The organism is Streptomyces sp. Edi2 (assembly GCF_040253635.1).
In the GTDB taxonomy this organism is placed as follows: Bacteria; Actinomycetota; Actinomycetes; order Streptomycetales; family Streptomycetaceae; genus Streptomyces.
This window is the reverse complement of record NZ_JBEJGX010000003.1, coordinates 681,090-704,007: the sequence shown is the minus strand read 5'-3', so window position 1 is coordinate 704,007 and position 22,918 is coordinate 681,090. Positions and strand designations below refer to the sequence as shown.

General features: G+C 68.5%; 25 protein-coding genes. 9 read left to right on the top strand and 16 right to left on the bottom strand.

Features of this window, described 5'->3' with window-relative positions:
• Positions 1-193: 193 nt before the first annotated feature.
• Positions 194-973 (bottom strand): DUF3800 domain-containing protein, encoded by a 780-nt coding sequence (locus tag ABR737_RS06515; RefSeq protein ID WP_350249232.1) that lies wholly within the window; start codon positions 971-973, stop codon positions 194-196.
• A gap of 186 nt (positions 974-1,159) precedes the next feature.
• Positions 1,160-1,498 carry a hypothetical protein gene (locus tag ABR737_RS06510; protein ID WP_350249231.1) on the bottom strand — a complete coding sequence of 113 codons (339 nt, stop codon included), beginning with the start codon at positions 1,496-1,498 and terminating at the stop codon, positions 1,160-1,162.
• Between the two features lie 1,470 nt (positions 1,499-2,968).
• On the opposite strand from ABR737_RS06510, the gene ABR737_RS06505 reads away from it, so the two are divergent.
• The 9 genes from ABR737_RS06505 (at position 2,969) to ABR737_RS06465 (ending at position 10,802) form a co-directional block, all read left to right on the top strand.
• Positions 2,969-3,454 carry a tetratricopeptide repeat protein gene (locus ABR737_RS06505; protein WP_350256693.1) on the top strand — a complete coding sequence of 162 codons (486 nt, stop codon included), beginning with the start codon at positions 2,969-2,971 and terminating at the stop codon, positions 3,452-3,454.
• Positions 3,455-3,630: 176 nt separating this feature from the next.
• A complete protein-coding gene (locus ABR737_RS06500) occupies positions 3,631-4,560 on the top strand; it encodes an ABC transporter ATP-binding protein (protein ID WP_350249230.1) in 930 nt (309 codons plus the stop codon).
• Positions 4,560-5,297, top strand: coding sequence for an ABC transporter permease (locus tag ABR737_RS06495; RefSeq protein WP_350249229.1), 738 nt, complete (start codon positions 4,560-4,562; stop codon positions 5,295-5,297). Before ABR737_RS06500 ends, ABR737_RS06495 begins: the two co-directional genes overlap by 1 nt.
• Before the next feature lie 220 nt (positions 5,298-5,517).
• Positions 5,518-6,693, top strand: coding sequence for a sensor histidine kinase (locus tag ABR737_RS06490; RefSeq protein ID WP_350249228.1), 1,176 nt, complete (start codon positions 5,518-5,520; stop codon positions 6,691-6,693).
• Positions 6,690-7,295 carry a response regulator transcription factor gene (locus ABR737_RS06485; RefSeq protein WP_350249227.1) on the top strand — a complete coding sequence of 202 codons (606 nt, stop codon included), beginning with the start codon at positions 6,690-6,692 and terminating at the stop codon, positions 7,293-7,295. The genes ABR737_RS06490 and ABR737_RS06485 overlap by 4 nt, the downstream gene beginning before the upstream one ends.
• A gap of 174 nt (positions 7,296-7,469) precedes the next feature.
• Positions 7,470-8,042, top strand: a complete 573-nt coding sequence (locus ABR737_RS06480; RefSeq protein ID WP_350249226.1) for a hypothetical protein — start codon at positions 7,470-7,472, stop codon at positions 8,040-8,042.
• Between the two features lie 125 nt (positions 8,043-8,167).
• The gene (locus tag ABR737_RS06475; protein ID WP_502964284.1) at positions 8,168-8,452 is read left to right on the top strand and encodes an HAD hydrolase-like protein; all 285 of its coding nucleotides are present in this window, start codon (positions 8,168-8,170) and stop codon (positions 8,450-8,452) included.
• Positions 8,453-8,614: 162 nt separating this feature from the next.
• Positions 8,615-9,274, top strand: a complete 660-nt coding sequence (locus ABR737_RS06470; protein WP_350249224.1) for a hypothetical protein — start codon at positions 8,615-8,617, stop codon at positions 9,272-9,274.
• Between the two features lie 373 nt (positions 9,275-9,647).
• Complete coding sequence (locus ABR737_RS06465; protein ID WP_350249223.1) at positions 9,648-10,802, top strand: CapA family protein; 1,155 nt, start codon at positions 9,648-9,650, stop codon at positions 10,800-10,802.
• A gap of 143 nt (positions 10,803-10,945) precedes the next feature.
• On the opposite strand, the gene ABR737_RS06460 is transcribed toward ABR737_RS06465, so the two are convergent.
• From ABR737_RS06460 to dnaK, 14 genes are all read right to left on the bottom strand, one after another.
• Positions 10,946-12,649 (bottom strand): cholesterol oxidase substrate-binding domain-containing protein, encoded by a 1,704-nt coding sequence (locus ABR737_RS06460; protein WP_350249222.1) that lies wholly within the window; start codon positions 12,647-12,649, stop codon positions 10,946-10,948.
• Between the two features lie 285 nt (positions 12,650-12,934).
• Positions 12,935-13,105, bottom strand: coding sequence for a hydrophobic protein (locus tag ABR737_RS06455; protein ID WP_350249221.1), 171 nt, complete (start codon positions 13,103-13,105; stop codon positions 12,935-12,937).
• A gap of 233 nt (positions 13,106-13,338) precedes the next feature.
• Positions 13,339-13,755 carry a gas vesicle protein K gene (locus ABR737_RS06450; RefSeq protein ID WP_350256692.1) on the bottom strand — a complete coding sequence of 139 codons (417 nt, stop codon included), beginning with the start codon at positions 13,753-13,755 and terminating at the stop codon, positions 13,339-13,341.
• A gap of 128 nt (positions 13,756-13,883) precedes the next feature.
• Positions 13,884-14,078, bottom strand: coding sequence for a gas vesicle protein (locus ABR737_RS06445; RefSeq protein WP_350256691.1), 195 nt, complete (start codon positions 14,076-14,078; stop codon positions 13,884-13,886).
• Between the two features lie 119 nt (positions 14,079-14,197).
• The gene (locus ABR737_RS06440) at positions 14,198-14,977 is read right to left on the bottom strand and encodes a GvpL/GvpF family gas vesicle protein (protein WP_350256690.1); all 780 of its coding nucleotides are present in this window, start codon (positions 14,975-14,977) and stop codon (positions 14,198-14,200) included.
• A 203-nt stretch (positions 14,978-15,180) separates the two neighbouring features.
• On the bottom strand, positions 15,181-15,606 hold the full coding sequence (gene gvpJ, locus ABR737_RS06435) for a gas vesicle protein GvpJ (protein WP_350249220.1): 426 nt from the start codon (positions 15,604-15,606) through the stop codon (positions 15,181-15,183).
• 54 nt (positions 15,607-15,660) lie between these two features.
• A complete protein-coding gene (locus ABR737_RS06430) occupies positions 15,661-16,962 on the bottom strand; it encodes an SRPBCC family protein (RefSeq protein WP_350249219.1) in 1,302 nt (433 codons plus the stop codon).
• On the bottom strand, positions 16,955-17,728 hold the full coding sequence (locus tag ABR737_RS06425) for a hypothetical protein (RefSeq protein ID WP_350249218.1): 774 nt from the start codon (positions 17,726-17,728) through the stop codon (positions 16,955-16,957). The genes ABR737_RS06430 and ABR737_RS06425 overlap by 8 nt, the downstream gene beginning before the upstream one ends.
• Positions 17,729-17,758: 30 nt before the next feature.
• On the bottom strand, positions 17,759-18,016 hold the full coding sequence (locus ABR737_RS06420) for a gas vesicle protein GvpG (protein ID WP_350249217.1): 258 nt from the start codon (positions 18,014-18,016) through the stop codon (positions 17,759-17,761).
• Positions 18,017-18,036: 20 nt separating this feature from the next.
• Complete coding sequence (locus tag ABR737_RS06415; protein ID WP_350249216.1) at positions 18,037-18,750, bottom strand: GvpL/GvpF family gas vesicle protein; 714 nt, start codon at positions 18,748-18,750, stop codon at positions 18,037-18,039.
• A 2-nt stretch (positions 18,751-18,752) separates the two neighbouring features.
• Positions 18,753-19,199, bottom strand: a complete 447-nt coding sequence (locus tag ABR737_RS06410; RefSeq protein ID WP_350249215.1) for a gas vesicle structural protein GvpA — start codon at positions 19,197-19,199, stop codon at positions 18,753-18,755.
• 84 nt (positions 19,200-19,283) lie between these two features.
• The gene (locus ABR737_RS06405; RefSeq protein WP_350249214.1) at positions 19,284-19,613 is read right to left on the bottom strand and encodes a gas vesicle protein GvpO; all 330 of its coding nucleotides are present in this window, start codon (positions 19,611-19,613) and stop codon (positions 19,284-19,286) included.
• 595 nt (positions 19,614-20,208) lie between these two features.
• Positions 20,209-20,859: a nucleotide exchange factor GrpE gene (grpE, locus tag ABR737_RS06400; protein WP_350249213.1), complete on the bottom strand. Its 651-nt coding sequence runs from the start codon at positions 20,857-20,859 to the stop codon at positions 20,209-20,211.
• Entirely contained in the window at positions 20,856-22,766 is a 1,911-nt protein-coding gene (dnaK, locus tag ABR737_RS06395) for a molecular chaperone DnaK (protein WP_350249212.1), read from the bottom strand. Before dnaK ends, grpE begins: the two co-directional genes overlap by 4 nt.
• Positions 22,767-22,918 lie beyond the last annotated feature (152 nt).

Sequence of the window (22,918 nt, the reverse complement as noted above, 5' to 3'; positions counted from 1 at the left end):
CGTTCAACACTGGAAACCGCGACACTCTCGCCTTTCCAGACGAGCATTACGGACTGGGAAGCGGGACGGGACATGCATCCTCCGGGCATGAGCTGTGGATTGTGTGGAAGAATTGACTTGCGGTCCTGGCCCGGGTTCCCGGAGCACCAGGTCCGACCCGGGCCCCGGCTTCACCGCAGGGGCCCGGATCTTTTCAGTGAAGCCGCCCGAGATTCATCAGCGCACCGGCCTCGGGGAAGAAGCGCGGGTACCAGTCCCACATGAATGCCCGACGGGGATGCCGGACCAGGGACTGGTAGGCAGCGTGCGCGACGAAATCGGCCGCCTGTAGCAGCGGGATCCGGTCGGCCGGGACGAGCAAAGGATCGCCAAGAACATGCCGTCGGTCGGCGGGAAGCTGACGATGAGCGGCCCGCAGCGCCCGTTCCGTGCCGTTTCCGTCCACGATGAATTGGCACCAACTGCCTGCTTCCGCATGGCGGCTATTGACCATCTCCACCAGGTCCGCGTACAAGTCCTCGCGGCTCGCCCCGCGACGGTAGACAGACCCGACGGCGAGCCTGGGTACCTGGCTCAGCACCTTCAGCCCCTGGAGCACGATGCTCGCAGCCGCGCTCTTCTGCAGCACGGTGGGAGCAGTTCCGGCCTCCGGGTGTAGCAGCCTTCCCCTCCCGGCGACCAGGTCAACGGCATGAAGCGGATAGCCGTGCGTGTAGCTGAAATGCGGGCTGACCTGCAGATTTTTCAGGAAGGTGGCCCATGCGGCGTCAGCCTCGCGCCATCCTTCGATCCACGGCACCCGAATAAATCCGAACAGTGAAACGTCGGAGTTTCCCGAATCATCCAGAAAATAGATGCTGTCCGGCAAGGTCCGGCGGGTCAGCGAAGGTGAGCTGTGAGAGGCGTTCTCCTGGAGGCTCGGGGTGACGATCCGGACAGAGCGGGGCGTGAAGCATTGTTCATCGTGGACCATGTGCGGAACTCCGTTGCGCCAGGGACTCTTAGATGGAGAGGAGCCCCTGGTGAAACGTCGGGACCAGCGCATCGCCGGTGAACCGCGTTGCACTCTTGGACCGTAGAGCTTTTTGACTCGCCGATGCGACAAGTATGCCTGGAAAGAGGAGTTTTGATGAGATTCGATCGAAAACGTTCAGACGTCTTATGTCAATTGGCGCCTCGCTTCCGGGAACCTTTCGAAAAGGCTGGGTAGTACAGGAGTCCCCATTTTTTCCATCATCGCAACCGAGGATGCGATGGCCACGGCCTCGCCAAGCGCGCTGCCCTTCTGGATAACGAAGATGTACTCGTTCTCAGACGTAGGAAGCCGTCGCGGCAGGGTCATCAGCCCGAGCTCATCCAGGGCCCGTGCGATCTGTTCGCAGAGTTCGGCGCTGAGTCGCACCCGGTCCGGCGCCGCGTAGCGCTTGATGAACCGCATCGAAAGACGCTTGATGCCGTGATCCACCTCTACGGCGTGGGCCACAATAGTGAAGTCCATAACTAAGTAGTTAACTGAGTTATGCCGTCACGGTCAACATCCCTATCAGAAGCCGGTGTTCGCTCCTCCAGCCTCAGATCGTCCGATCACGTTGCGGAAGAGGCGCGGCGGACAGGGCACCGGCCGAACCCACTCCGGCGACAGCGTCCTCCGTCGGAGGCGGCCGGTGCGGTCATCCGTGTTCGTTGCCTGACGAGGAAGATTTCACCGACGGTTGGATGTGGGCTGCCCAGGGACGGCGGACGCTTGTGTACGGCACTATGACCAAGCGATCTGTCGGCCATCTCGGTGGGGGTTTCAGTTGGCGAGGCGGGGTCCTTCACGGCAGGAGCTGATCCGGCGACGGCGTCGTAGCGGATTGGTCGGACGCCAGGGAGAGCAAGCTGCATTCAAGGATGCTCTGCAACAGCCGCCGGAAGAGGCCACCCAGTTTCTCTTCCATATCCGTGGCCCAGCCGGTGTGGGCAAGTCAACCCTGTTACGGCAGATGGAGTCCGTTGCCCGCGAGGCGCAAGCCCTCACTGCCTACATGGACGAGTCCGCAGCGGACCTGGTGGAGACGATGGAGGCGGTCAGTTCGCAGCTCGCTCAACAGGGTGTCGATCTCAAGGGCTTCAACAAGCTGCTGACCACCTACAGGCAGCGTCGGCACGAGGCAGATGCGAGCGGAGCCACCGCCGGTGCATCCAGCGAGGCGGCAGGGACAGGCCAAGGGCGGGAGCAGCAGGGTCCGTCACCCTCCAGCGTGATCGTGTCGCAACTCGGCCTCGCGGGGTTGGGCATGATCCCCGGCATCGGAGCGTTCACCAGCACAGTCGACCACGGCCAGGTCGCGGCCGGAGCCGACCGGGCCAAGGCGCTGCTCAGTGCCCGGTTGCGGAACCATGACGACGTCCAGCTCGTCCTGTCCCCTCTGCAGACCCTCACTCCGGTGTTTCTCCAGGGCCTGACAGAGGCTGCGGCGTGCCGGCCTTGGGTGGTGTTGTTCTTCGACACCTATGAGCGCACCGGGCCGCTCTTGAACGTGTGGCTGCGGGACATGTTGGTCACCGAACGATACGGACACCTGCCGGCCAACGTATTAGTGGTCCTGGCAGGACAGCCTCGGCTCGATGCCCGATGCTGGGGGGATTGGCTCGACCTGGTCACCGATCTGCCGCTGGAGGTGTTCACCGATGCGGAGGCGCGCCAACTCCTGGCAGCCAAAGGGATCACCGATGAAAAGATCACCGAAGTGATCCTGGAGCTATCGGGTCGGCTCCCGGTGTTGGTTTCGACTCTCGCCGAAGCCCGTCCCGCCAGTGTTGCGGATGTAGGAGACCCCAGCGGCACTGCCGTCGAGCGGTTCCTCAAGTGGGAAACCAGCCCTGCCCGCCGGGCTGCTGCCCTGGCCTGTGCTCTCCCGCAGGAGCTCGACGAGGACATTTACCGCGCCGTCGTGGATGACGAGGAGGCCAGCGAACAGTTCAGCTGGCTCCGGTCCATGCCCTTCGTCATCGACCGTGCCGGCCGGAGCCATTACCCAGTCGGGGATTCGCCTATCGCCTTGCGGGCCGTTACGAGGAGGCGCTGGCCGACTTCAACCGCGCCATCGAACTTGATGCCGACTCCGGCTGGGCTCACTATGAGAAGGCAGTTGCGCTGTATGCCGCACAAGACCCTGCATGTGAAGTGCAGTTTGCGCACACCGTCGAGGTGTGTACCCCTGCGTCCAGTGAATCGACGGCAGAAGCGGCCACAGACGTGGCCATCCTTTTTCTCGTGCACTGCTTCGTGCCGGATTGGGGGAAAGCAGAAGGATACCTGGCTGACTTTCTGAGTCGCAGTCCGGCACCCGGACAGATTTCCGAACTACTGGTGGATATTGAGAATTTGCGGATCTTGGTTCCTTCGGTCGGAGAACATCTACCGCTGTTTCGTGATCGGCTGCAATCGGCACTCAGGGAACCTCGGTGATCGGATGCACAGCGGGGTGCCGCCCCATCGCCATACCCTGCACCTGCAGCGCGTAGGCGGTCGCATTGACGGCCGCATCCTCCTCTGGCCGCATACCTTCACCAGGACAAATGTCCCAAAGAAAGCGGGGCCGGTGCCTCTGCCGCCGCGATGCGCCGGGAACCTAGCGTGCAGGTATGTCACAGACGATCACAGATCACGCGGCGGAGTTCTCCGACGTATCCAAGAGTTTCCTCCAGGTGAAAGCAGTCGACAGGCTGGAGCTGTCGATCGGCCGGGGCAGGGTCACCGCGCTGCTCGGCCCCAACGGGTCGGGCAAGTCCACGTTGATCGACATGCTTCTGGGCCTGCTGCGTCCGGACCGCGGGCGGGTCGAGGTGTTCGGCGGGACACCCGACGCGGCCGTACGGGCCGGGCTGGTCGGAGCGATGCGGCAGGACGGTGCCTTCCCCGCCAGTGCCAAGGTCCGTGAGGTTCTGGAGCTGGCTCGACGGCTCTATCCGCAGCCCGCGTTACTGAGCGAGCTCGCCGAAGTAGCCGACATCGGCGGCCTGCTGAGCCGCCGCGTCGACAGGCTGTCGGGTGGTGAGCTGCAGCGAGTGCGCTTCGCCTGCGCGGCCGCGGGCGCGCCCGGCCTGCTCGTGCTCGACGAGCCGACGGTTGCGATGGACGTCGAGGCCCGGGCCAGGTTCTGGGAAAGCATCAGCGGCTATGCCGAGCGCGGCCGTAGCGTGCTGTTCTCCACCCACTACCTGGAGGAGGCCGATACCGCGGCCGACCGGATCGTCGTGATGAACCGAGGAAGGGTCCTGACGGAAGGAACCAGCGAGGAGATCAAGCGGACGGTAGGCAGACGCACGGTCACCTTCCGCACGGACGGTCCCGCGCCGGCCGGACTGGAGCTACTGCCCGGTGTCTGCGGCGTGCAGCGGCAGCACGACAGGGTGCGGCTGCACACCACCGACTCCGACGCCACCCTCCACGCCGTGCTGTCCGGCGGCTTCGCGGCCCGGGAACTCGAACTGTCCGGGAGCAGCCTCGAAGAGGCCTTCCGCGCGCTCACCACCGGGCCCGCTCACCAGGCCGCACCGGAGGTGAAGCACTGATGCTGACGCGCCATTACCTCCGTTTCGAGCTCCGGCGGTTGCGCCGCGATCCGAAGTTCGTGGTTCTCACCGTGGCCATGCCCGCGCTGCTGTACCTGATGTTCTCCACGATCGGCGGGGGCCCGGGCGCTCCGGGGGCCGGGTACGCACCGGACGCCGTCGTCATGACCGGTATGGCCTGCCACGGAGTGCTGATGGTGACCATCACCAACGGGGTCAACGTCGCACTCGACCGGAACATCGGCTGGCTCGCCCAGCTTCGTACCACTCCGCTGCGCGCGACGCAGATCGTCATCGGCAAGGGGGCCAGCGGCTTGCTGCTCTCTCTGCTCTCGCTGTTTGCCGTCTTCCTGATCGGCGGCCAGGTACACGGCATCCAACTCAGCGGCACCCAGTGGCTGGAGATCGGCGCGATCACCTGGCTGGGCAGTCTGCCGTTCGCCCTGCTGGGCATGGCCCTGGGCTTCCTTGTCTCGCCCACCACCAGCGGTCCCGCCGTCATGGCCTGCGTCATCGGCATGTCCGCGCTGGGCGGGCTGTGGATTCCGGTACGACTGTTCCCCGACTCCCTCCAGCAGGTGTCCAAGGCGCTGCCCACCAACCACTGGGTCCACCTCAGCCAGGCTCTCCTGGAGGGCGGGGCATCCCCCCTGTCGGACCTTGCCGTGCTGGGCGGCTGGACGGCCGGCTTCGCGCTGTTGGCCGGCTTCGCCTTCCGGCGGGAGGTGGCGCGTTGAGCGGCGGCGGGGGCAGGGACGGCGTGAGAGGCAGGAGCACCGGCACGGGCACCGGGCCGGCGCTCGCCGTGGGCAGTGCGGCCACGGCAGGCCGGAGCATGGGACCTGCTCCACAGCCCGCTGCCCGCCGCCGTAGGCAGCCCGGCCCTGACGGGCCGGAGAATAGACTGAAAGTGCTGCATGACGCCGTCCGAGCGCGGCACAGCGGGAGGGGACGTTCATGAGCCGGCGCTTCGGCCCGGGGGCGAAGGCCGCAGGCGGTTCGGGGGAGCCCGCCTCCTCCCGGGGCGCCGTGGTCGGCTCCACGGTCGGACTCATTCCCCTGTTCGGCCTGGTCCCCTCGCTCTCCGCATCGGACAGTCCGCTCAGCACCGTACTGGCGGCCGTCTGTGCCCTGGGCCTCTTCGCGGCCTCCCAGGTGATCCTTGCCTGGTCCTACCACTCCGGCCGGCTCGACCAGCGATTACGGTTCGCCTTGCTGGTTCCGCTCACGGCGCTCTCCGTGGCACTCCCACTGTGGCTCGGCAAAGACTGGACCATCCTGCTGCCGTACCTGTCAGCGACCGGCGCGGTCGCGGTGCCCGCCAGGCTGACCCTCCCTGCGCTCGCGGCCTCGGTATCGCTGGCCTTCTTCGTGGCGGGCCGGACCGGATCGGACGCCACCTCGCTGGTGGTGATGACCACCGCCGTCGGCCTGGCCATGACGACCTACCGCCGTATCCTCGACCTCAACGCCGAACTCCGCAGTACCCGGCGGGCCTTGGCGCGGGCCGCGGTGACCGAGGAGCGGCTGCGCTTCTCCCGGGACATGCACGACACACTGGGCCACAGCCTCCTCCAGCTCACCCTGCGCGCGGAAGTCACACGGCGGCTCTACCGGGCGGGCGAGACGGACGTGGCGGCAGAGCTCCAGCAGATCGAGGACATGGGCCGGCAGTGCCTCGAGCAGGTGCGGGAGGCCGTCACCGGCTACCGGACGCTCAGCCTGCCCGTGGTCATCGAGGAGGCCCGGCCGACACTGGCCGACGCCGGCGTCTCGGTCACGGTGGAGGCCACTGCCGGCCGGCTGCCCGAGGTGGTGGAGACGGCGCTGAGCTGGGTCGCCCGCGAGGCCCTCACCAACGTTGCCCGGCACTCCCGGGCCGCCAACTGCCGCGTCGTACTCCGTAGCGAGGACGGCCGCGCCCTCCTTCAGGTGCTCGACGACGGCATTGGGCCCGCCCGGTCCGTCCGGCACTCTCGCCCGGGCCCGGGCGGCAACGGGCTGGCCGGGCTCGCCGAGCGGGTCACCGCCCTGGACGGCCGCCTGCGCATCGGCTCCGCTCCGGGTGGCGGCTTCCGCCTGCAGGCCACCATCCCCCTCGCGGCGGCCGGCCGCGTCCGGGAGACGACATGATCCGGGTGCTCCTCGCCGAGGACCAGGCCATGGTGCGCGGCGCCATCGCGACCCTGCTCGGCCTGGAGCCTGACATCACGGTGGTCGGCCAGGTGGATGACGGGCCGGCTGCCGTGTCCGCCGCCCGGCGGCTGCGCCCGGACCTGTGCCTGCTCGACATCGAGATGCCCGGGGGCAGCGGACTGGACGCCGCTGTGGCCCTGCACGCCGAGCTGCCCGAAACGAAGATCCTCATCTTCACGGTCTTCGACCGGCCGGGCCATCTGCAGCGCGCACTCGCGGCCGGTGCCAGCGGTTTCATCGGGAAGAACAGGCCGGTGGACGAGCTTGCGGTGGCGATCCGTCAGGTGATGGCCGGGGAGACGGTGATGGACCCCGCCCTGGCCGCCGCGGCGCTGCGGGCCGGACCCAACCCGCTCACCCGCCGCGAACAGGAGGTGCTGGCAACGGCGATCGACGGGGCGTCGATCCCCGCCATCGCGGCGCGGGTGCATCTCTCCGAGAAGACGGTGCGCAATTACCTCTCCTCGGCGATCCAGAAGACGGACACCGCCAACCGTTTCGAAGCGGCCCACACGGCACGCGAGCGCGGCTGGCTATAGGCGCGGACCCCGGCGGAGCGGGAGCCCGGCCCCCACCGTGCCACAGGCCGCCGCCGGCGCCAGGTCCCCGCCGGACCTCGGGGGTGCGTCCCTCGCCCGTGGCCGTCCGCGGACAATTGGGAGTACGGCATACGGCGATACCGCCCGAATGCAGTGCTACCACGGGGAGTTGACATGCAGAGTACGAACGGCGGAGCCGCCGCCCTTGCCACAGCCTTGCCGGTCGTCGGGCTGGTGGTGTTACAGCAGCTGCGCACCCGCCGGGTACGGCCGATCGGCTCGCTGCTGACCCCGGCGGTCTTCGCCGCCCTGGGCATCGCGGGGATCGCCTTCGGCGTCGCCTCAGTCGTGGAGCACCATCCGCTGACCGCGCTGCCTGTCGTCCTCCTGGTGGTGAGCCTGGCCGTCGCGGCGGGATTCGGCGCGGCCAGAGCACGGACCGTACGAGTCTGGCGCGGCCTCCGGGGCGAGGTGCTGCGCAAGGGGACGGCGGTCACTACCGGGCTGTGGCTGACCTCAGCGGGCGTGCATTTCGGGCTGGGCCTGTGGATCGACCACACGGCCGGGGCCGGGGTACTCGGGGCTGTGTCGCTGTACGCCTACCTGGCGATCGGCCTGGGCACGCAGAACCTCCTGGTGCGCGGCCGGGCCGCCGCCCTGCGCCGGCCTGGCGGGGCCGAGCAGCCCGACTCCCGCCCGTACGTCCGGCAGCGGGATGTCTCACCTCATGCGGAAAGTAGCTCCTGATCCCGGGTGACTCCATATCCTGGGGTGGTTGACGTCTTCGCTGCCCTACGAGCCCACGGCCGGGCACGGCCGGGCACGGCCGGGCACGGGCGGTGTTCACCGGCGCCAGTTCCCGGGCAGCCAGGATGCTGCTGAAGTCCGCGGGCCTGCCTGCCGGGGTGCAGATCGGCGGCGACCGGGTGTCGCGCCCCAAGCCGGCGCCGGACGGAATCCTCCTGGCTGCCGGGGAACTTGGCATCGATCCCGTGGACGTGGCCTATGTCGGCGATTCGCCACTCGATCTGCGTGCCGCCATGGCTGCCGGAAGCCGCGGTGCCGCGGCGGCCTGGGGCCACATGTACGACCCGGCGGAACGGGCGGATGTGGTGTTGTACGTGCCCCTGCAAGCCCTTGGCCTCCTGTCCGTGTGAAGCATCGGCGCCACACCGTCGGAGGGGCATCAAGAGGACGCCGAGAGGGGCGCCTCACCCGTGCGGCGGAGGCGGTGGCGACCTTCGAAGGACGCCCGTACGCAGGGGAGTTGGCGACGATCGACGTGTCAGTCATCCTGAAGCCCGGATCGGAGCCTCACCGTGCTGAAGCAGATCGTGCGCGCCACCACCGTCCTCGCCCTGGTTGCTGCAGTCGCCGCACCCGCCGCCGTCGCTGCACCCCCGACGGCACCCCCGCCCTCACCCGCATCCGCAGTTGCACCCGCCCCCGGCACTCCTGCTGCCAGCCGAGTCTCCGCCCTCAAAGGGAAGGCCCGACTGGGGTACCCCGTCGCCGAGGAGAAAGTGCGGGTCACCGTCGACGCCCATGCCACCTATGCGGCGAGCGGCATTCCCACCCGCTCCTGGGGAACCGTCCGCATCTCCCATGTCATCGGCGGCCGTGACTACTGGGGTGACTTCGAGGTCGACTGCCTCACCACCGGCGGCCCCACCGCCACCGTGACCGGCCGACTCGTCCGTACCAGCCCTGGCCACCCGTGGCAGACGCACCTGGACCCGCACACCCGCATGGGCGTGAGCTTCTACGTCCCCAAGGACGGGAAGGGCCGCGCCGGGCTGTCCGGGGCAACGGCCAAGGGTGCGCCCTTGCTGACCATGTGCATGGCGCCTGCCGCCGACATGGCGGTCGTCGATGGTGGTTACACCCTGCGGGACAGGGACAGGGACAGGGACAGGGACAGGGGTCTGGACGCGGAGAAGCCGGGTGGGGGGAGGTCGGCTGGGCGAGGCCTCAGGTAGGTGGCAGTGGCTGCCCCCGTGGGCGCATCAGGCAGGCCGGAGCCTCGGAAGGGAGTGTTTGAAGGGGCGGATCCCGCTGGGCACGGGTTTCGCCGGGCGTGGTCCCCACTGCGTGCGGTTCCCGCCGTGCGGAGCGCTCAGGCTCACCTTGATCGCCTCGCCTCGCCTCGCCTCGCCTCGACGCCGGCCGGAGCTGGCAGCCGGCCGCCCCCCATCCACCATCTCCCAGCCACACCCCCACCCGTGGCATCTTTGCTGGTCAGGAGGGCGCCAGGCGCCGTAAGAGCCCTGATTCGCCCGCCCCCGGGGGCGCGGCGCAGAGCGTCGGCCGCTGCGATGGGAAACCCTTGTCGACTGGTTCTAACCTGGGGGAATGAGCGGTGACTTGCTCACACTGTTTTTCTGCGGCGATGTCATGCTCGGCCGTGGCGTCGACCAGATCCTTCCGCACCCAGGGGACCCGGTGCTGCGGGAGGGCTACGTGCGGGACGCCCGCGACTATGTCGAGCTGGCGGAGGCGGCGAACGGCCCCATTGAGCGTCCGGTCGGGTTCTCCTGGCCATGGGGGGAGGCTCTGAGGGCGCTCGATGACGCCGCGCCCGCCGCCAGGGTGCTCAACTTGGAAACCAGCATCACCCAGAGCGCCGACTTCGCCCGCGGCAAGGAAATCCACTACCGGATGAGCCCAGCGAACCTTCCGTGCCTCACCGCCGCCCGCCCCGATGTCTGTGTACTGGCCAACAATCACGTCCTGGACTTCGGTCACCAAGGACTCTCGGACACCCTCGACGCTCTGACGGGGGCGGGGCTGCGGACGGCGGGGGCGGGAGCGGACGCCGACGCGGCGGACCGGCCGGCGAGCGTCCCTCTCGAAGGCGGCCGCCGGCTCCTGGTCTTCTCCTTCGGGATGCCGTCCAGCGGCATCCCCTGGGCATGGGCCGCGGCCCGGGACCACGCCGGGGTCGCCTTCGTGGCCAGGCCCTCGTCCGCCGCCGCGAACGCGGTCACCGAGCGGGTACGACAGAGGAAGCGGCCGGGCGACATCGCCGTGGTTTCCGTCCACTGGGGTGCCAACTGGGGCTACCACGTGCCCCGCGACGAGGTCGCGTTCGCGCGCACCCTGATCGACGGCGGCGTGGATCTCGTCCACGGGCACTCCTCGCACCACCCCCGCGCCCTGGAGGTGTACCGGGGAAAGCTGGTGATCCACGGGTGTGGCGACTTCATCGACGACTACGAGGGCATCACCGGCTACGAGCAGTACCGGGACGACCTGCGGCTGCTCTACCTCGTCTCGGTGGACCCGGACACCGGTGGACTCCACGACGTGCGGATCACCCCGCTGCAGGCCTGGCGTATGCGGCTGCAGCACGCCTCGCAGCAGGACTCCCGGTGGCTGCGTCAGGTGCTCGACCGGATCAGTTCCGGCTTCCACCCCTGCGTCGCCTCCGCCCCGGAAGGAACGCTAACGCTCCGTCCCGCACAGGGGAGCGGCGGCCGCGGCTCCGCCGACCGTCCACAGACATAGGCCCAGAGGCCCGGAGGACCAGAAGAGGCCCATGGGCCCGGAGGCCCGTAGAGCCGTGACGGTAAGCGGAGCCGGACCACGGGCGCGAGGTGGCGTGGCGCGCCCAAGGAAGAGGGGTGCCACCCAGGGGAGAGGGACGCCGCTCAGGGCAGCAGCGTGTCGAGGAAGGCGTTCGAGAACACCCGTGCCGGATCGTAGGAGTTCAGGATGTCCCGGGCGGTGCGCCAGTCCTCGAATGCGGCCGGGACGGTGCCGCCCACTGCGGCCGGGTCCGTCCACGGCCCGCTGTCCGTATAGGCCCAACCCTTGGACCACTCGGGACGTACGGACGCGTACGAACCGGTGTAGGTCTGCCAGATCCACTGCTCCAGCTCGCGGAAGAAGGGCCCCGCGCCGGGCGTGCCGGGATAGGTGGCGAAGTCGAGCCACACCACGGTGTCCCACTCGGGGTGGTCCGCACGCGCTCGCGCCGGGGACAGAAGGGGGCCGTCCAGGGGGTCCGTGCCGGTGATACGCAGCTCGATCGGACCGTTGACCGGGTAGGAGCCACGGTTTTGATGTGCCGTCAGCACGCTTTGGTAGCGGGCGTAGAAGTCCCCTACCACCCGCTGCACATTCGCCCGGGAGGTCAGCACCGCCCACCCCGCTTCGACGATCCGCAGCGTCGTCGGTTCGACGTACAGCAGGCTGTTCTTCGACCAGCCCCAGACGTCCCATGTACCGGTGACGATCAGCCCGGATCCGACGATGGACATGGCGAGCTTGGTGAAGGCAGGCGTCTTGTCGCCCCCGCCCGCGGCGATCTCCCCGAGCAGCCCCGACATCTCCTCGGTGACCCGGTTGGCGAAGGTGTACGCGTACGGGGCGTCGATCTGCTTGGCGAGCAGCGGCTTGCTGGGCGCCAGGCTCCACACCTTCAGCCACGGCACATCGGTGAACGGGAACCAGATCGCCTCGATGCGTCCGGTGCGGTCCAGGTAGGAGCCGAGGGTGCGGCCGCCCGTGCCGGGCGGGCCGAAGACGGTGCCCACGTTCACATCGAACCAGTTCTGGCAGCGCAGCCGCGTGTTGGCGGCCGCGGTCATCGTCACCTCGGTAAGGAAGGCGCGGCCCAGGTGGACGAGGAAGGCGCGGATGTCCGGGTCGGAACGGGTGAAGGTCTTGAGCACATAGCGGCTCTCGGCCGCGCTCCACACCACGGCGGTGAGGGAGGTGACCAGGGAGCTCAGCGTGCCGAAGCCGGAGCCCGCGGGCGGGCGTTCGGTAGCGGTGGGCAGACCCGTGCCGTGGCCGCCGATGGCGAGCACCCCGCCGATGGTGAGGTCGCCGGGCGCGGTAGTGGTGGCGAGTCCGAGCCCTGCTTCCTCCAGGCGGGCGAGGATGGTGTCGAGTGTCGCCCCCGTCTGCGTGGTGACACTCCCCGGGCCGCCGCCGCGCACACTGACCGCGGTGAGGTGGGAGGTGGTGTCGACGATGACCGTCCGGTTGGTGTCGGCCCCGGATGGCACCACCAGCGGCGACCAGGTGTGGCCCTTGCCCCGGGCCCGTAGCCGGTAGCCGTGTTGATGAGCCCAGTTGGCGAGGGTGACCACATCGTCGGGGGTACGGGCCGAGGCCGTCCATACGCCCTCGACGACGATCTCCAACGACCAGTTCCGGAAGGCCTGCTGGGAGAGCGGGATGTCCGCAGGGAAGTCGGGTGGAGGGTCGAGGGTGGCCGCGGCGCTGCCCACGGGGATGCGATGCGCGGGCTGCAGCCCGGTTGCTGCGGTGAGTCCCGCGGCGGCGGCCCCGGTCAGCAGCGTGCGGCGGGTGAAGGAAGCTCTTCGAGCGCTGTCGTCGGACATGGCTGTCCCTCCGGCGCGCGGCGCGCCGGCCCCGCTGCACCGCGCACGGATCGTAGGGGTGAGACCGTACGAGCGCCCCGGTGCGGTGGGGATGTGCCGGAAGAGTAAGGTGACGGGCCATCAGTTGCAATGCCCGTCAGGAAATACCGTTCCCCGGCGGGCCGAAGGGGATCGGCCCGCCGGGGACGTTGAGGGAGCGGGGCCCGGGTCTACCAGTGGTACCCGTTCTGCCCGGCGGTACCAGCTCTACTCGGCCTGTACCAGCCCTGCCAGGCGGTGCCGGCTCTACCAGCGGTACCAGCGGCCGCGTTGGCCGCCGGCGCCGGCCGACCGCATCAGGAAGCCGAGCAGCCAGAACGCCAGCACCACCACGGCGACGATCCACAGTGCCTTCAACGCGAATCCCGCGCCGAAGAGCAGCAACGCGAGCAGCAGAACCAGAAGCAGCGGAACCATTTCCCTGCACCTCCGAATCGGTACGAAGCGAGAGCGCGTATGGAGAAACCATGGGAACGAGAGGAAAACTGGTGCGCTCTGCGGCCCTTTTATGCCGTCTTGCCGCTCAAAGCGTGTCGAAACATGGCGTGATACCTGTGAGAGATGAAGAGGCTCGGGATGTCGGTGGTGCTCACGGAATTGTTGATGTGACGGCAGGCGATGTCGGGCGAAGTCAGGGACGCCAGGGGACTTCAGGCGGCGTCGTGAGGAGGCAGCAGGGAACCCAGGGGGCCGAGGTCGAGATTGAGGTCGGCCATCGTGAGGCCGTAGCGCTCGCAGAGTTCCGTCATACGGTCCTGGAGAATCATGAGCGTCATCCCGACTTTCTCTTCCTGCTCCTCGCTCAGATCGCCTTGGTCGACACGGTGCAGTGCGGTGCGCTCCATGAGCTGCCGCAAGAGCTCCACGATGGTCAGCACCAATTTGATGAGATCGCGTTCGACCGTTTCCGGGTCGGTCTTCAGCCGTTGGGCGATGCTGCTGTCCTGCCCCTGGCGGTGTTCCCCGGGCCCGGCCGGCACCAGGTCGAACGCCCGTGCCGCCGCCTGCGCCACCTCCGCGAAGGCGGGCTTCACGGGCGCGGCCGGATCCACCGGTTCATCGGTCATGGCGTACGTATCCCTCGTCACGTGGGAATTCTCCTCGGGGCGGTGCGGGAAGGAAGCGAGCTGAGTGGCCGGGCAGCGGGTTCACGGGGTCTTCGGCAACGCGGATCTTCGCAACGCAATGCAGATCTTCACCACGGTGCCGGACTGTCGGGCGTGATCGAGCGAATCACCGCTCGCAGGTTGATATGGACCAGATCCACGTCGGCAATGGACAGCACCACATCTCCGGTAAGGACCGCGCCGCCGTTCAGGAGACGGTCCAGGAGATCGATCAGAGCAATCTGCCGCCCGGCCAGAGATTCTTCGTCGGAGCGGTCCGTCACAAGAGAGTCAGCCGAGTGCGAGACATCCGTATGTGAGTCAGCCGCGTGCCAGGCATCCGTGTGCGAGACATCCGCGTGCGAGGAATCCGTGAATGCGGCCCCCTGAAGGTCGTTTCCCTTCACGGATTTGTGCTTTCCGTGGGCGGTGTCGCGAAGGAGTACGGGGCCCACGGACCGGTGATCTCGACGCGTACGCCGGGGACGCCATCGGCCAGACCCTTGAGGGCCCGATGGAATTCCCCGACGCGGTCCGTGGGGACCAGGTAGGCCTCGTTGGCGATGTTCTCGCCTGCACCGGAGGCCAGTTCACCCTGCTGCGGCCGGTGCGCAACCATGTCCTGAGCCATGTCGGCCACCCGGACCCGCACGTCGGTGGCGACGACTCCCGCCGCGCGGTAGGCATCACGATGCGTACGGCGCTGGGCCCGCCGCTGCTGCAAGTAAGCCCGGCCGGGGCTCACTTCGGACGCAGCGGCGTCCGGCCTGTGGGCCGGCGCGGGAGATCCGGCCGCGGCCGCTGCGCGTGCGTCCGCGTACACCTTCACCCCCAGTTCGGCATGGCCTTCGAGCCGGGAGAGCAGCGCATCGAGCTCGGTGCCGCGCTCGTCCAGCATCGCCCGCACCCGGGCATCGTCCAGATACACCGTGGCCAGGCGCATGGGCAGCACCATGGTGCCGGCCCAGGCGGCCTCGACGACGGCGTGGTGTGTCCGCGCGATCGTCTCCAGCTCCGTCAGGTCTTCCAGCTGCGCCTTCATACCTTCCGCGCTGAAGGCGTCGGCCGGGACGGAGGAGACGAGGGCGGTCAGGCTGCCGGCGGTGACCGTGCGCACGGGGCCGTCCCGCAGCCCGGTCAGCTGAGGAGCCGACGCTTCGAGGGCGGTGCCGGCCCGTCCGATGGCGTAGACGTACGAGATCCGGGAGCGGTCGGATTCTTGCTGATCAGCAGGCCGATCAAAGGGACGCCCAGTGGGCCGTTCCGCGGATCGTTCCGCGGATCGTTCCGCTGATCGTTCCGTGGATCGACCAGAGGGCCGATCAGCGGGCCGATCGAGGGGGAGTGGCGAGGCAGCGGTCTCCTCGGCTTGTTGCGTGGGGCGGTTCACTGCTCCTCCTTACGATCTGCCTGCTGCGCGCCGGAGCCCTGGGGGGAGCCGATGGCCGCGCGCAGTTCGGCCAGTTCGGCGCGCAGCTGCTGGTTCTCCTCGGCCAGTGAGTCACCGGCGACGGCCGGCCGTCGCCCGTCCGGGATCTGCTGCGGTGCGCGGGCGCGGGACGAAAGGGAGGGGTCGTGTTCCCACCAGTCGATGCCCATCTCCTTGGCCTTGTCGACGGAGGCGACGAGCAGCCGGAGCTTGATGGTCAGCAGCTCGATGTCGAGCAGGTTGATCTGGATGTCACCCGCGATGACGACGCCCTTGTCGAGGACGCGCTCCAGGATGTCGGCCAGGTTGGCGGAAGCCCCCTGCCGGCCGTACGGGGACGGACCGGAGGAAGGCCCCATACGGCCGGCCAGTGAATCGGACATGATCAGCCTCGTCTGTGCGGTCGCGGTCGCGGTCGCGGATGCGGTCGGGACGGGTCAGCGGGCAACGGCGGCACGGCGGCCGCCCCGGCGGGGTGCCCGCGGCTCGTCCTCGTCGTACGGGTCCCGTTCGTCCGCCGGGTCGTCGTCCTCGTCGAGCGGTTCCGCGTGGTCGTCGTCCTCGTCGAGCGGTTCTCCGCGGTCGTCGTGCTCATCGACGGGCTCTTCGAGATCGCCATCGTCGCCATCGTCGCCATCGTCGTCATGGTCGTCTTCGTCTTCGGCGCCCGCTGCGAGATCGTCGTGGTCGTCCACGTCGTCGTCTGCTACGTCGTGGTACTCATCGCCGTCCTCGCCGTCATAGGCGTCATCGGCGTCTTCCCGGTCCTCGGCGTCCTCGGCATCCTCGTCCTCAGCGTCGGCATCCCCGTCGGCCTCATCGTCTCCGGGGCGCAGATCGCCGGAGCCGTGTTCGGCGTCCTCTCCGTCCTCCTCCCGTTCCCTCTCCCGGTCCTCCTCCTCCGCCGCGACGGCGTCATCGTGCTCGACCACGACCTCGCCGTCCTGGATCTCACCGCGCCAGCCATCCGTGGCCTCGCCGCGCAGCATGATGAATTTGCGGTAGAGCTTGAGGTCCAGCCGGGCCCGGCGGCCCTGGGCGCGCCAGATGTTGCCGGTCTTCTCGAACAGCCCCTTGGGAAAGTACTCGAGAACCAGCAGCACCCGCGTCAGGTTGTCGGTGAGGCGGTGGAAGGTCACCACACCCTTGACCGTGCCCTTCGCGCCTTCCGTCGTCCAGCTGATCCGCTCGTCGGGCACCTGCTCGGTGACATTGGCCCGCCAACTGCGGGTGGACTTGGCGACCTTCACCTTCCAGTTGCTGCTGGTGTCGTCGGATTTCTCGACACTGACGACGCCCTTGGCGAAGGTGCTGAACTCCTGGAACTGCGTCCACTGGTCGTATGCCTCGCGTACGGGAACACCCACATCGATGTCCTCGACGATCGTCACACTCTTGGACTTGCCGCCACCGCCCTTGCGGCCCTTGCCGAACAGGCTCTTCACCTTGTCCTTGACGGTGTCCTTGAGGTGGGAGGCGCCCGCGGTCAGCGCCGCCTGCTGCGGCGACTTGCCCTCACCGAGTGCCTTGCCGCCCTTCGCCAGACTGCTCACCAGGCCACTGGCGCCCTGGCCGGGTTCGGCGAGTTTGCCGACGCTCTCGCCCAGCTTGTGGCCGAGACTGGTGACCGCGTGTTCCGCCCGTGCCTGGAGGTAGTGCTGCAGCTCCTCCTTGAGCTGGTCGGCCGCCGGGCTCTTGGTCACCTCGTCCTTGATCTTGCTGAAGGTTGACTCAGCCATTGCTGCCCCCACGGTCGGCACCCGTGCGCGCCGCGCCGGAAGCCTTGTTCGAGGCCTTGTTACGGGCACCGGAGGCGGCCTTCCGCCCGGGGGCGGTGGAGGTGCGTCCGCGGGAGGACGCGGCCTTTCCCGAAGTCTTGGCCGCGCTCGACGCCGAGCGCCGCGCCGTGGAGGACCGGTCGGCGGCGGCCGACCTCTTGGCCGATGCCGATTTCGCAGCCGTCTTCGTAGCCGTTTTCGCGGACGCCTTCGTAGACGTCCTCGTGACTGACTTCGTGGACGAGTTCGCGGCCGAGTCAGCGGACGACCTGGCGGAGGTCTTACGGCGCGGGGCGGACTTCTCGCTCTCCGCGTCGGCGGCGTCCCCGGCGTCCGCCACGTCGTCGACATCCCCGGCCTCGCCCCGTGGCTCGTCCTCCGGCTCCCGCTCCGGCTCCGCGCCGTCCTCCGCGCGCCCGGCACCGTCCGTGCCGCCCTCCTCGAGGGCCAGGGTGCGCTCGTGCAGCGAATCGGCGAGGCCGTTCATCCGCTGGTTGAGCGCGGCGCCGGCGGCCGACTTCGTGGCGTCCACCAGCTCCTTGCGCACCTGGTCGTTGAGGGGGCCGAGGACCGGTGAGTTGGCCACCAGGGCGCCCAGCTGCCGCGGGTCCAGATTCAGTTTCTTGCCGGCCAGGAACATGCCCAGGCCGATGGCCATCTTGGCTTTCTTCGTGCGCCCCAGGAGATAGCCCCCTACGAGGGCCACACCTATCTTGGCGGTGCTCATCATCTCTCGTACACCTCGTTCTCCCCGTGATCAGGAGTCGGTACGTAGTCGTTGCTGGTTGGCCTCCAGCCACTCCAGCCGGTCCAAGAGCTCGTCCTCGCGGGAGTCGAACTCATCGGTCGTGATGCTTCCGTCGAGCAACTGCTGCTCCAGCGCGGCAAGTTCCTCCCGCACCGGCTCCGGGTCGTAGTACTCGCGCTCCGCGGTGAGCAGCACCTGGTCCAGGACCCAGACCGTGCCCCGCACCGGGGCGACCGGCAGCGTCAGGATCTGCGTGATGAGGCCCATGACGGATCTCCGCCCGGCCGTCAGACGAAGCTGTACGGCGGCAACGGGCCGTGCAGACTGAAGGCGTAGGCGTCTCCGCGCTGCCCGGCTTCCGCGTGGACCGCCTCGGAGAACGCCGCTGCCTGCTCCTGTCGGACGAGGAACGACACATTGAGGAAGTGGCGCTTCGTCGGCTCGACGTTCGCGGTGCGCACCGCAGCCGGAGCGAGCCGGGCCACGATGTCCGTACGGGCGCGGTCGTGGCGGGCCTCGACCTCCTGTGAAATCAGCTCGCCCAGGGCCACCTTGGCGTCGTAGGCGTCCGGGTTCTGCCGCGTACGGTCGTTGAGCTGCTGTACCTCGGCGGACTCCCGCACGATCTCCCGCAGCAGATCGTCCTCGTCGCGTGCGACCTTGAGGTGGTACTCGCGGCAGCCGTCGATCTCCTTGAGGCGCTGTGTGTAGGTGTCGCGGTGTTCCTCCAGGGCGGAGACCACCTGCGCGTCGTCGGGGCCGACCAGCCCGAAGCGCATCGGGAGGGCGGCACCGTCGGCCAGCAGACGGTCCTGGACGCTCTGGTGGGCCGCCACATCGCGGCGCTTGGCCCGCAGCCCGTCCGGCGCGTCGCTGACCACCGCGCACAGGTGCTTCGTCCTGACGGTGCGCAGCCGTGCCGCGGGCTCACCGACACCGTTGACGTCGGACAGCTGCAGGGGGTGCTCCGCGCCGGTGATGGCGTAGAGGTAGGTCGCCATGGTCAGTCCTCCCGACGGCGGGCCGTGCGACGGCTGGTGGAGCTGGAGGATTTACGCGCCGGGCGCTCTTCCGCCTCTTCCTCGGCCCCCTCCTGGCCCTTGTGCAGGGAGTCGGTGAATGCCTCGACAGCGCCGGTCAGTGCGCCCTTCGACTTCCCTTTGGCGCCGCTCTCGGTGGCCTCACCGACCAGATCGGTGAGCTGGCTCGGCGCCTTACGCCCCGATTCCAGGTCCAGACGGTTGCACGCCTCGGCAAAGCGCAGATAGGTGTCCACGCTTGCGACGACGACGCGTACGTCGATCTTGAGAATTTCGATGCCGACGAGGGAAACCCGCACAAAGGCGTCAATGACAAGCCCTCGGTCGAGAATCAGTTCAAGGACATCGTAGAGATTTCCTGAACCTCCCCCGCTGCTGGTCGATGCGTTGGATTGCTGAATGGCTGTCACGGTCGAGCTCCCTTCCAGTTGACTGGAGCGGGTCATGGGGCCGTCACGTCATGGCAGAGCCGAGCAGTGGCCGCTATCGCCGAATCATCGGTCGATCTGGCCGCGCCCATATCGGCGAGTGCGCTCGTATCCCAGGAGTTGGCCCTGCGCGTCGAGGTGAACGCGGTAGGAAGCCATGACGCTTGCGGTGTCCGGGACCCTTTCGATCTCCACCACTTCCACATCCGCCGACCAGCCGTCATCGGTGGCCTTGAGAGCCGTCACCGAGCCGGGCTCGCATTGCAGCATCTGGGCAAGTTGCCCCGAAGCGCGGCGCATTGCTGTGGGGGCGGCGATCCGCTCTGGTCCGCCGTTGTGTGCTTCTTCCTTCTCGCGGTCCGTTTGCTTGCGGTCCGTTTTTTCCTCGGTCGCCATGATCCCGCCTGTCGTGCGTCGTAGGGTTTTTGGTCGAAGAACGGTGGCTGTCTGTGGCGATGGAGGACCGGGTGCCCCCGGCACTCGAACATATGCGTAGCCGCCGACAGAGGGCGGAATTCCGTCATGGGGAAGGCGAGCTCCGCCGATCAACTCGTCGCTCGCTCCACGGAACCCGATGCGACCGGACCGGAATCCGCTGATGTCTGATCCGGTTCCGGGTTCCGCTTCTGGTTCCCGTTCCTGTCGCCCGCTCTGGCCTGCGGAGGAGAGGGGAGCCGGGGGTGGACCGCCGCGCGAGTTCCCCTGGTGCGGAACTGATGCGGAACGGAAATTCAGGGGCGCGGGTGCCCGTCACGGGCCGTGCGGCGGGCCGAGGTGCGCCATAGACAGATGCGCGAGGACACCATGACGCAAGAACCGGCCTTTCCGCCGTGGTGCCACGGCGGAAAGGCCGGTGAGTTGGTCCGGTTTCTTTCCGTGGTCCGGCCTGGTGGCCCGGCCCGGGCCTGGTGGCCCGGCCCGGGCCTGGTGGCCCGGTCCAAGGGCGCGGCCCGGCCTCGCCCGGCCTGACCCGGCCCGGTCTAGGGGAGCGCTACGCCCCCGCGGCCGGTTTGCCGGCCACCGTCACCTGCGCGGGACGCAGCAGGCGGTCGCCCACCCGGTAGCCCTGGCGGAGGACCGCGGTGCAGACGGGCTCTTCCAGCTGGTCGTCGGGGGTGTACGTGACAGCCTCGTGGATCGTCGGGTCGAAGGGGGCGCCCACCGTACCGAAGGGCTGGAGGCCCAGCGCCCCCAGTTCGGTGTGCAGCGCCTCGGCGACGCGCTGGAAACCACCGGTCACCTCGCCCTGCTCCCCGGCCTCGGCAAGGGCGTCGAGTACGGACAGCAGCCGGCTGAGCACATTGGCCACGGCGATCTCGCCGACCGCCAGGCGGTCGCGGTGGACCCGCTTGCGGTAGTTGTCGTACTCAGCCTTCAGCCGCTGCAGATCGGCCGTACGCTCCTGGAGCTCGGCGCGCAGCGCGGCGTCCTGCGACGCCGGCTGTGCGACGGCCTCGTCCTGGCGGGATGGGCGGCCGGGGTCCCGGCCTTCCCCGGACGGCTTCGCCGTGTCGTCCTGCGCGGTCCGCTCCCCGGCCTGGGAGGTGGGGGGCGGGACCGGTCCGGGGGTTTCCCCCTGCCTGTGCCCCACGAGGGCCAGCGGCGGGTGAGGGAGGTCACGGACGTGGGTCGGACGGTTCATCGTGTGCTCCCCTCCTGCTTGTCGTCATCGACGATCTCCGCGTCGACGACATCGTCCTGGTCGCCGGAGGCTGCGCCCGACCCGCTCTCGTCGGAGCCGCCTGCTCCCTCGGATCCCTGGGCGGATCCCTGAGCCTGGGCCTGCGACTCGGCGTACATGGCCTGCCCCAGCTTCTGGGAGACGGTCGCCAGCTTCTCGGAGGCGGTACGCAGCTCCGCGGTGTTGTCGCCGTCGGGGGACTCGGCGGCCTTCAGCTTCTCCTTGACCTCACCGATCGCGGTCTCGACCTCGGTCTTGACCTCGCCGGGGACCTTCTCCTCGTTGTCCTTGAGGAACTTCTCGGTCTGGTAGACCAGTTGCTCGGCCTGGTTGCGCGTCTCCGCGGTCTCCCGGCGGCGGCGGTCCTCCTCGGCGTGGTGCTCGGCGTCGCGGACCATCCGGTCGATGTCGTCCTTCGGCAGCGAGGAGCCGCCGGTGACGGTCATCTTCTGCTCCTTGCCGGTGCCCAGGTCCTTGGCCGTGACGTGCATGATGCCGTTGGCGTCGATGTCGAAGGAGACCTCGATCTGCGGGACCCCGCGGGGGGCCGGCGGCAGACCGGTCAGCTGGAACATCCCGAGCTTCTTGTTGTACGCCGCGATCTCGCGCTCGCCCTGGTAGACCTGGATCTGCACGGACGGCTGGTTGTCCTCGGCCGTCGTGAAGATCTCGGACCGCTTGGTCGGGATCGTGGTGTTGCGTTCGAGCAGCTTGGTCATGATGCCGCCCTTGGTCTCGATACCGAGGGACAGCGGGGTGACGTCCAGGAGGAGGACGTCCTTGACCTCGCCCTTGAGCACGCCGGCCTGAAGGGCCGCGCCGATGGCGACGACCTCGTCAGGGTTGACGCCCTTGTGCGGATCCTTGCCGGTCAGCTCCTTGACCAGCTCGGTCACCGCGGGCATACGGGTCGAGCCGCCGACCAGGATCACATGATTGATGTCGGAGACCTTGATCCCGGCGTCCTTCACCGCATTGTGGAACGGGGTCTTGCACCGCTCCAGAAGATCGGCGGTGAGCTGCTCGAACTGTGAGCGGGTGAGCTTCTCGTCCAGGTGTAGGGGCCCGTCGGCCGATGCGCTCAGGTACGGGAGATTGATCGTGGTCTCGGTCGCCGCGGACAGCTCGATCTTGGCCTTCTCGGCGGCCTCCCGCAGCCGCTGGGTGGCCATCTTGTCCTTGGACAGGTCGATGCCGTAGGCGTTCTTGAACTGCTTGGTCAGGTAATCGACGATCCGCTGGTCCCAGTCGTCGCCGCCCAGGTGGGTGTCGCCGTTGGTGGCCTTCACCTCGACGACGCCGTCGCCGATGTCCAGCAGCGAGACGTCGAAGGTGCCGCCACCGAGGTCGAAGACCAGAATGGTCTGGTCGTTCTCCTTGTCGAGGCCGTAGGCCAGCGCCGCGGCGGTCGGCTCATTGACGATCCGCAGCACCTTCAGGCCCGCGATCTCACCGGCCTCCTTGGTAGCGGTGCGCTGGGCGTCATTGAAATACGCCGGAACGGTGACCACCGCGTCCGTCACGTCCTCGCCCAGGTACTCCTCGGCATCGCGCTTGAGCTTCTGCAGCACCCGCGCGGAGATCTCCTGCGCGGTGTACCGCTTGCCGTCGATGTCGCCGCTGTCCGGGAAACGCCACTCGGACTCGCCCATGTGGCGCTTGACCGACCGCGCGGTGCGGTCGACGTTGGTCACGGCCTGCCGCTTGGCGACCTCACCCACCAGCACATCGCCGCCTTTGGCGAACCCGACCACCGACGGGGTGGTCCGGGCCCCCTCGGCGTTGGTGATCACGACGGGCTCACCGGCCTCCAGCACGCTGACCACCGAGTTCGTCGTACCAAGGTCAATACCCACTGCACGTGCCATGATCTTCTCCTCGTCTTGCGGCCGACTCCCGGAGCCCGCGCCACCCGGCACCGGGGCCTGACGCCCGCAGGCCCCTGGCGGCAGCCGGACCGGAACGTCCAGGTCGCCCCGAGGCTCCCCGGCAGCGCCTCTCACCTGCTGATATGGAGGGC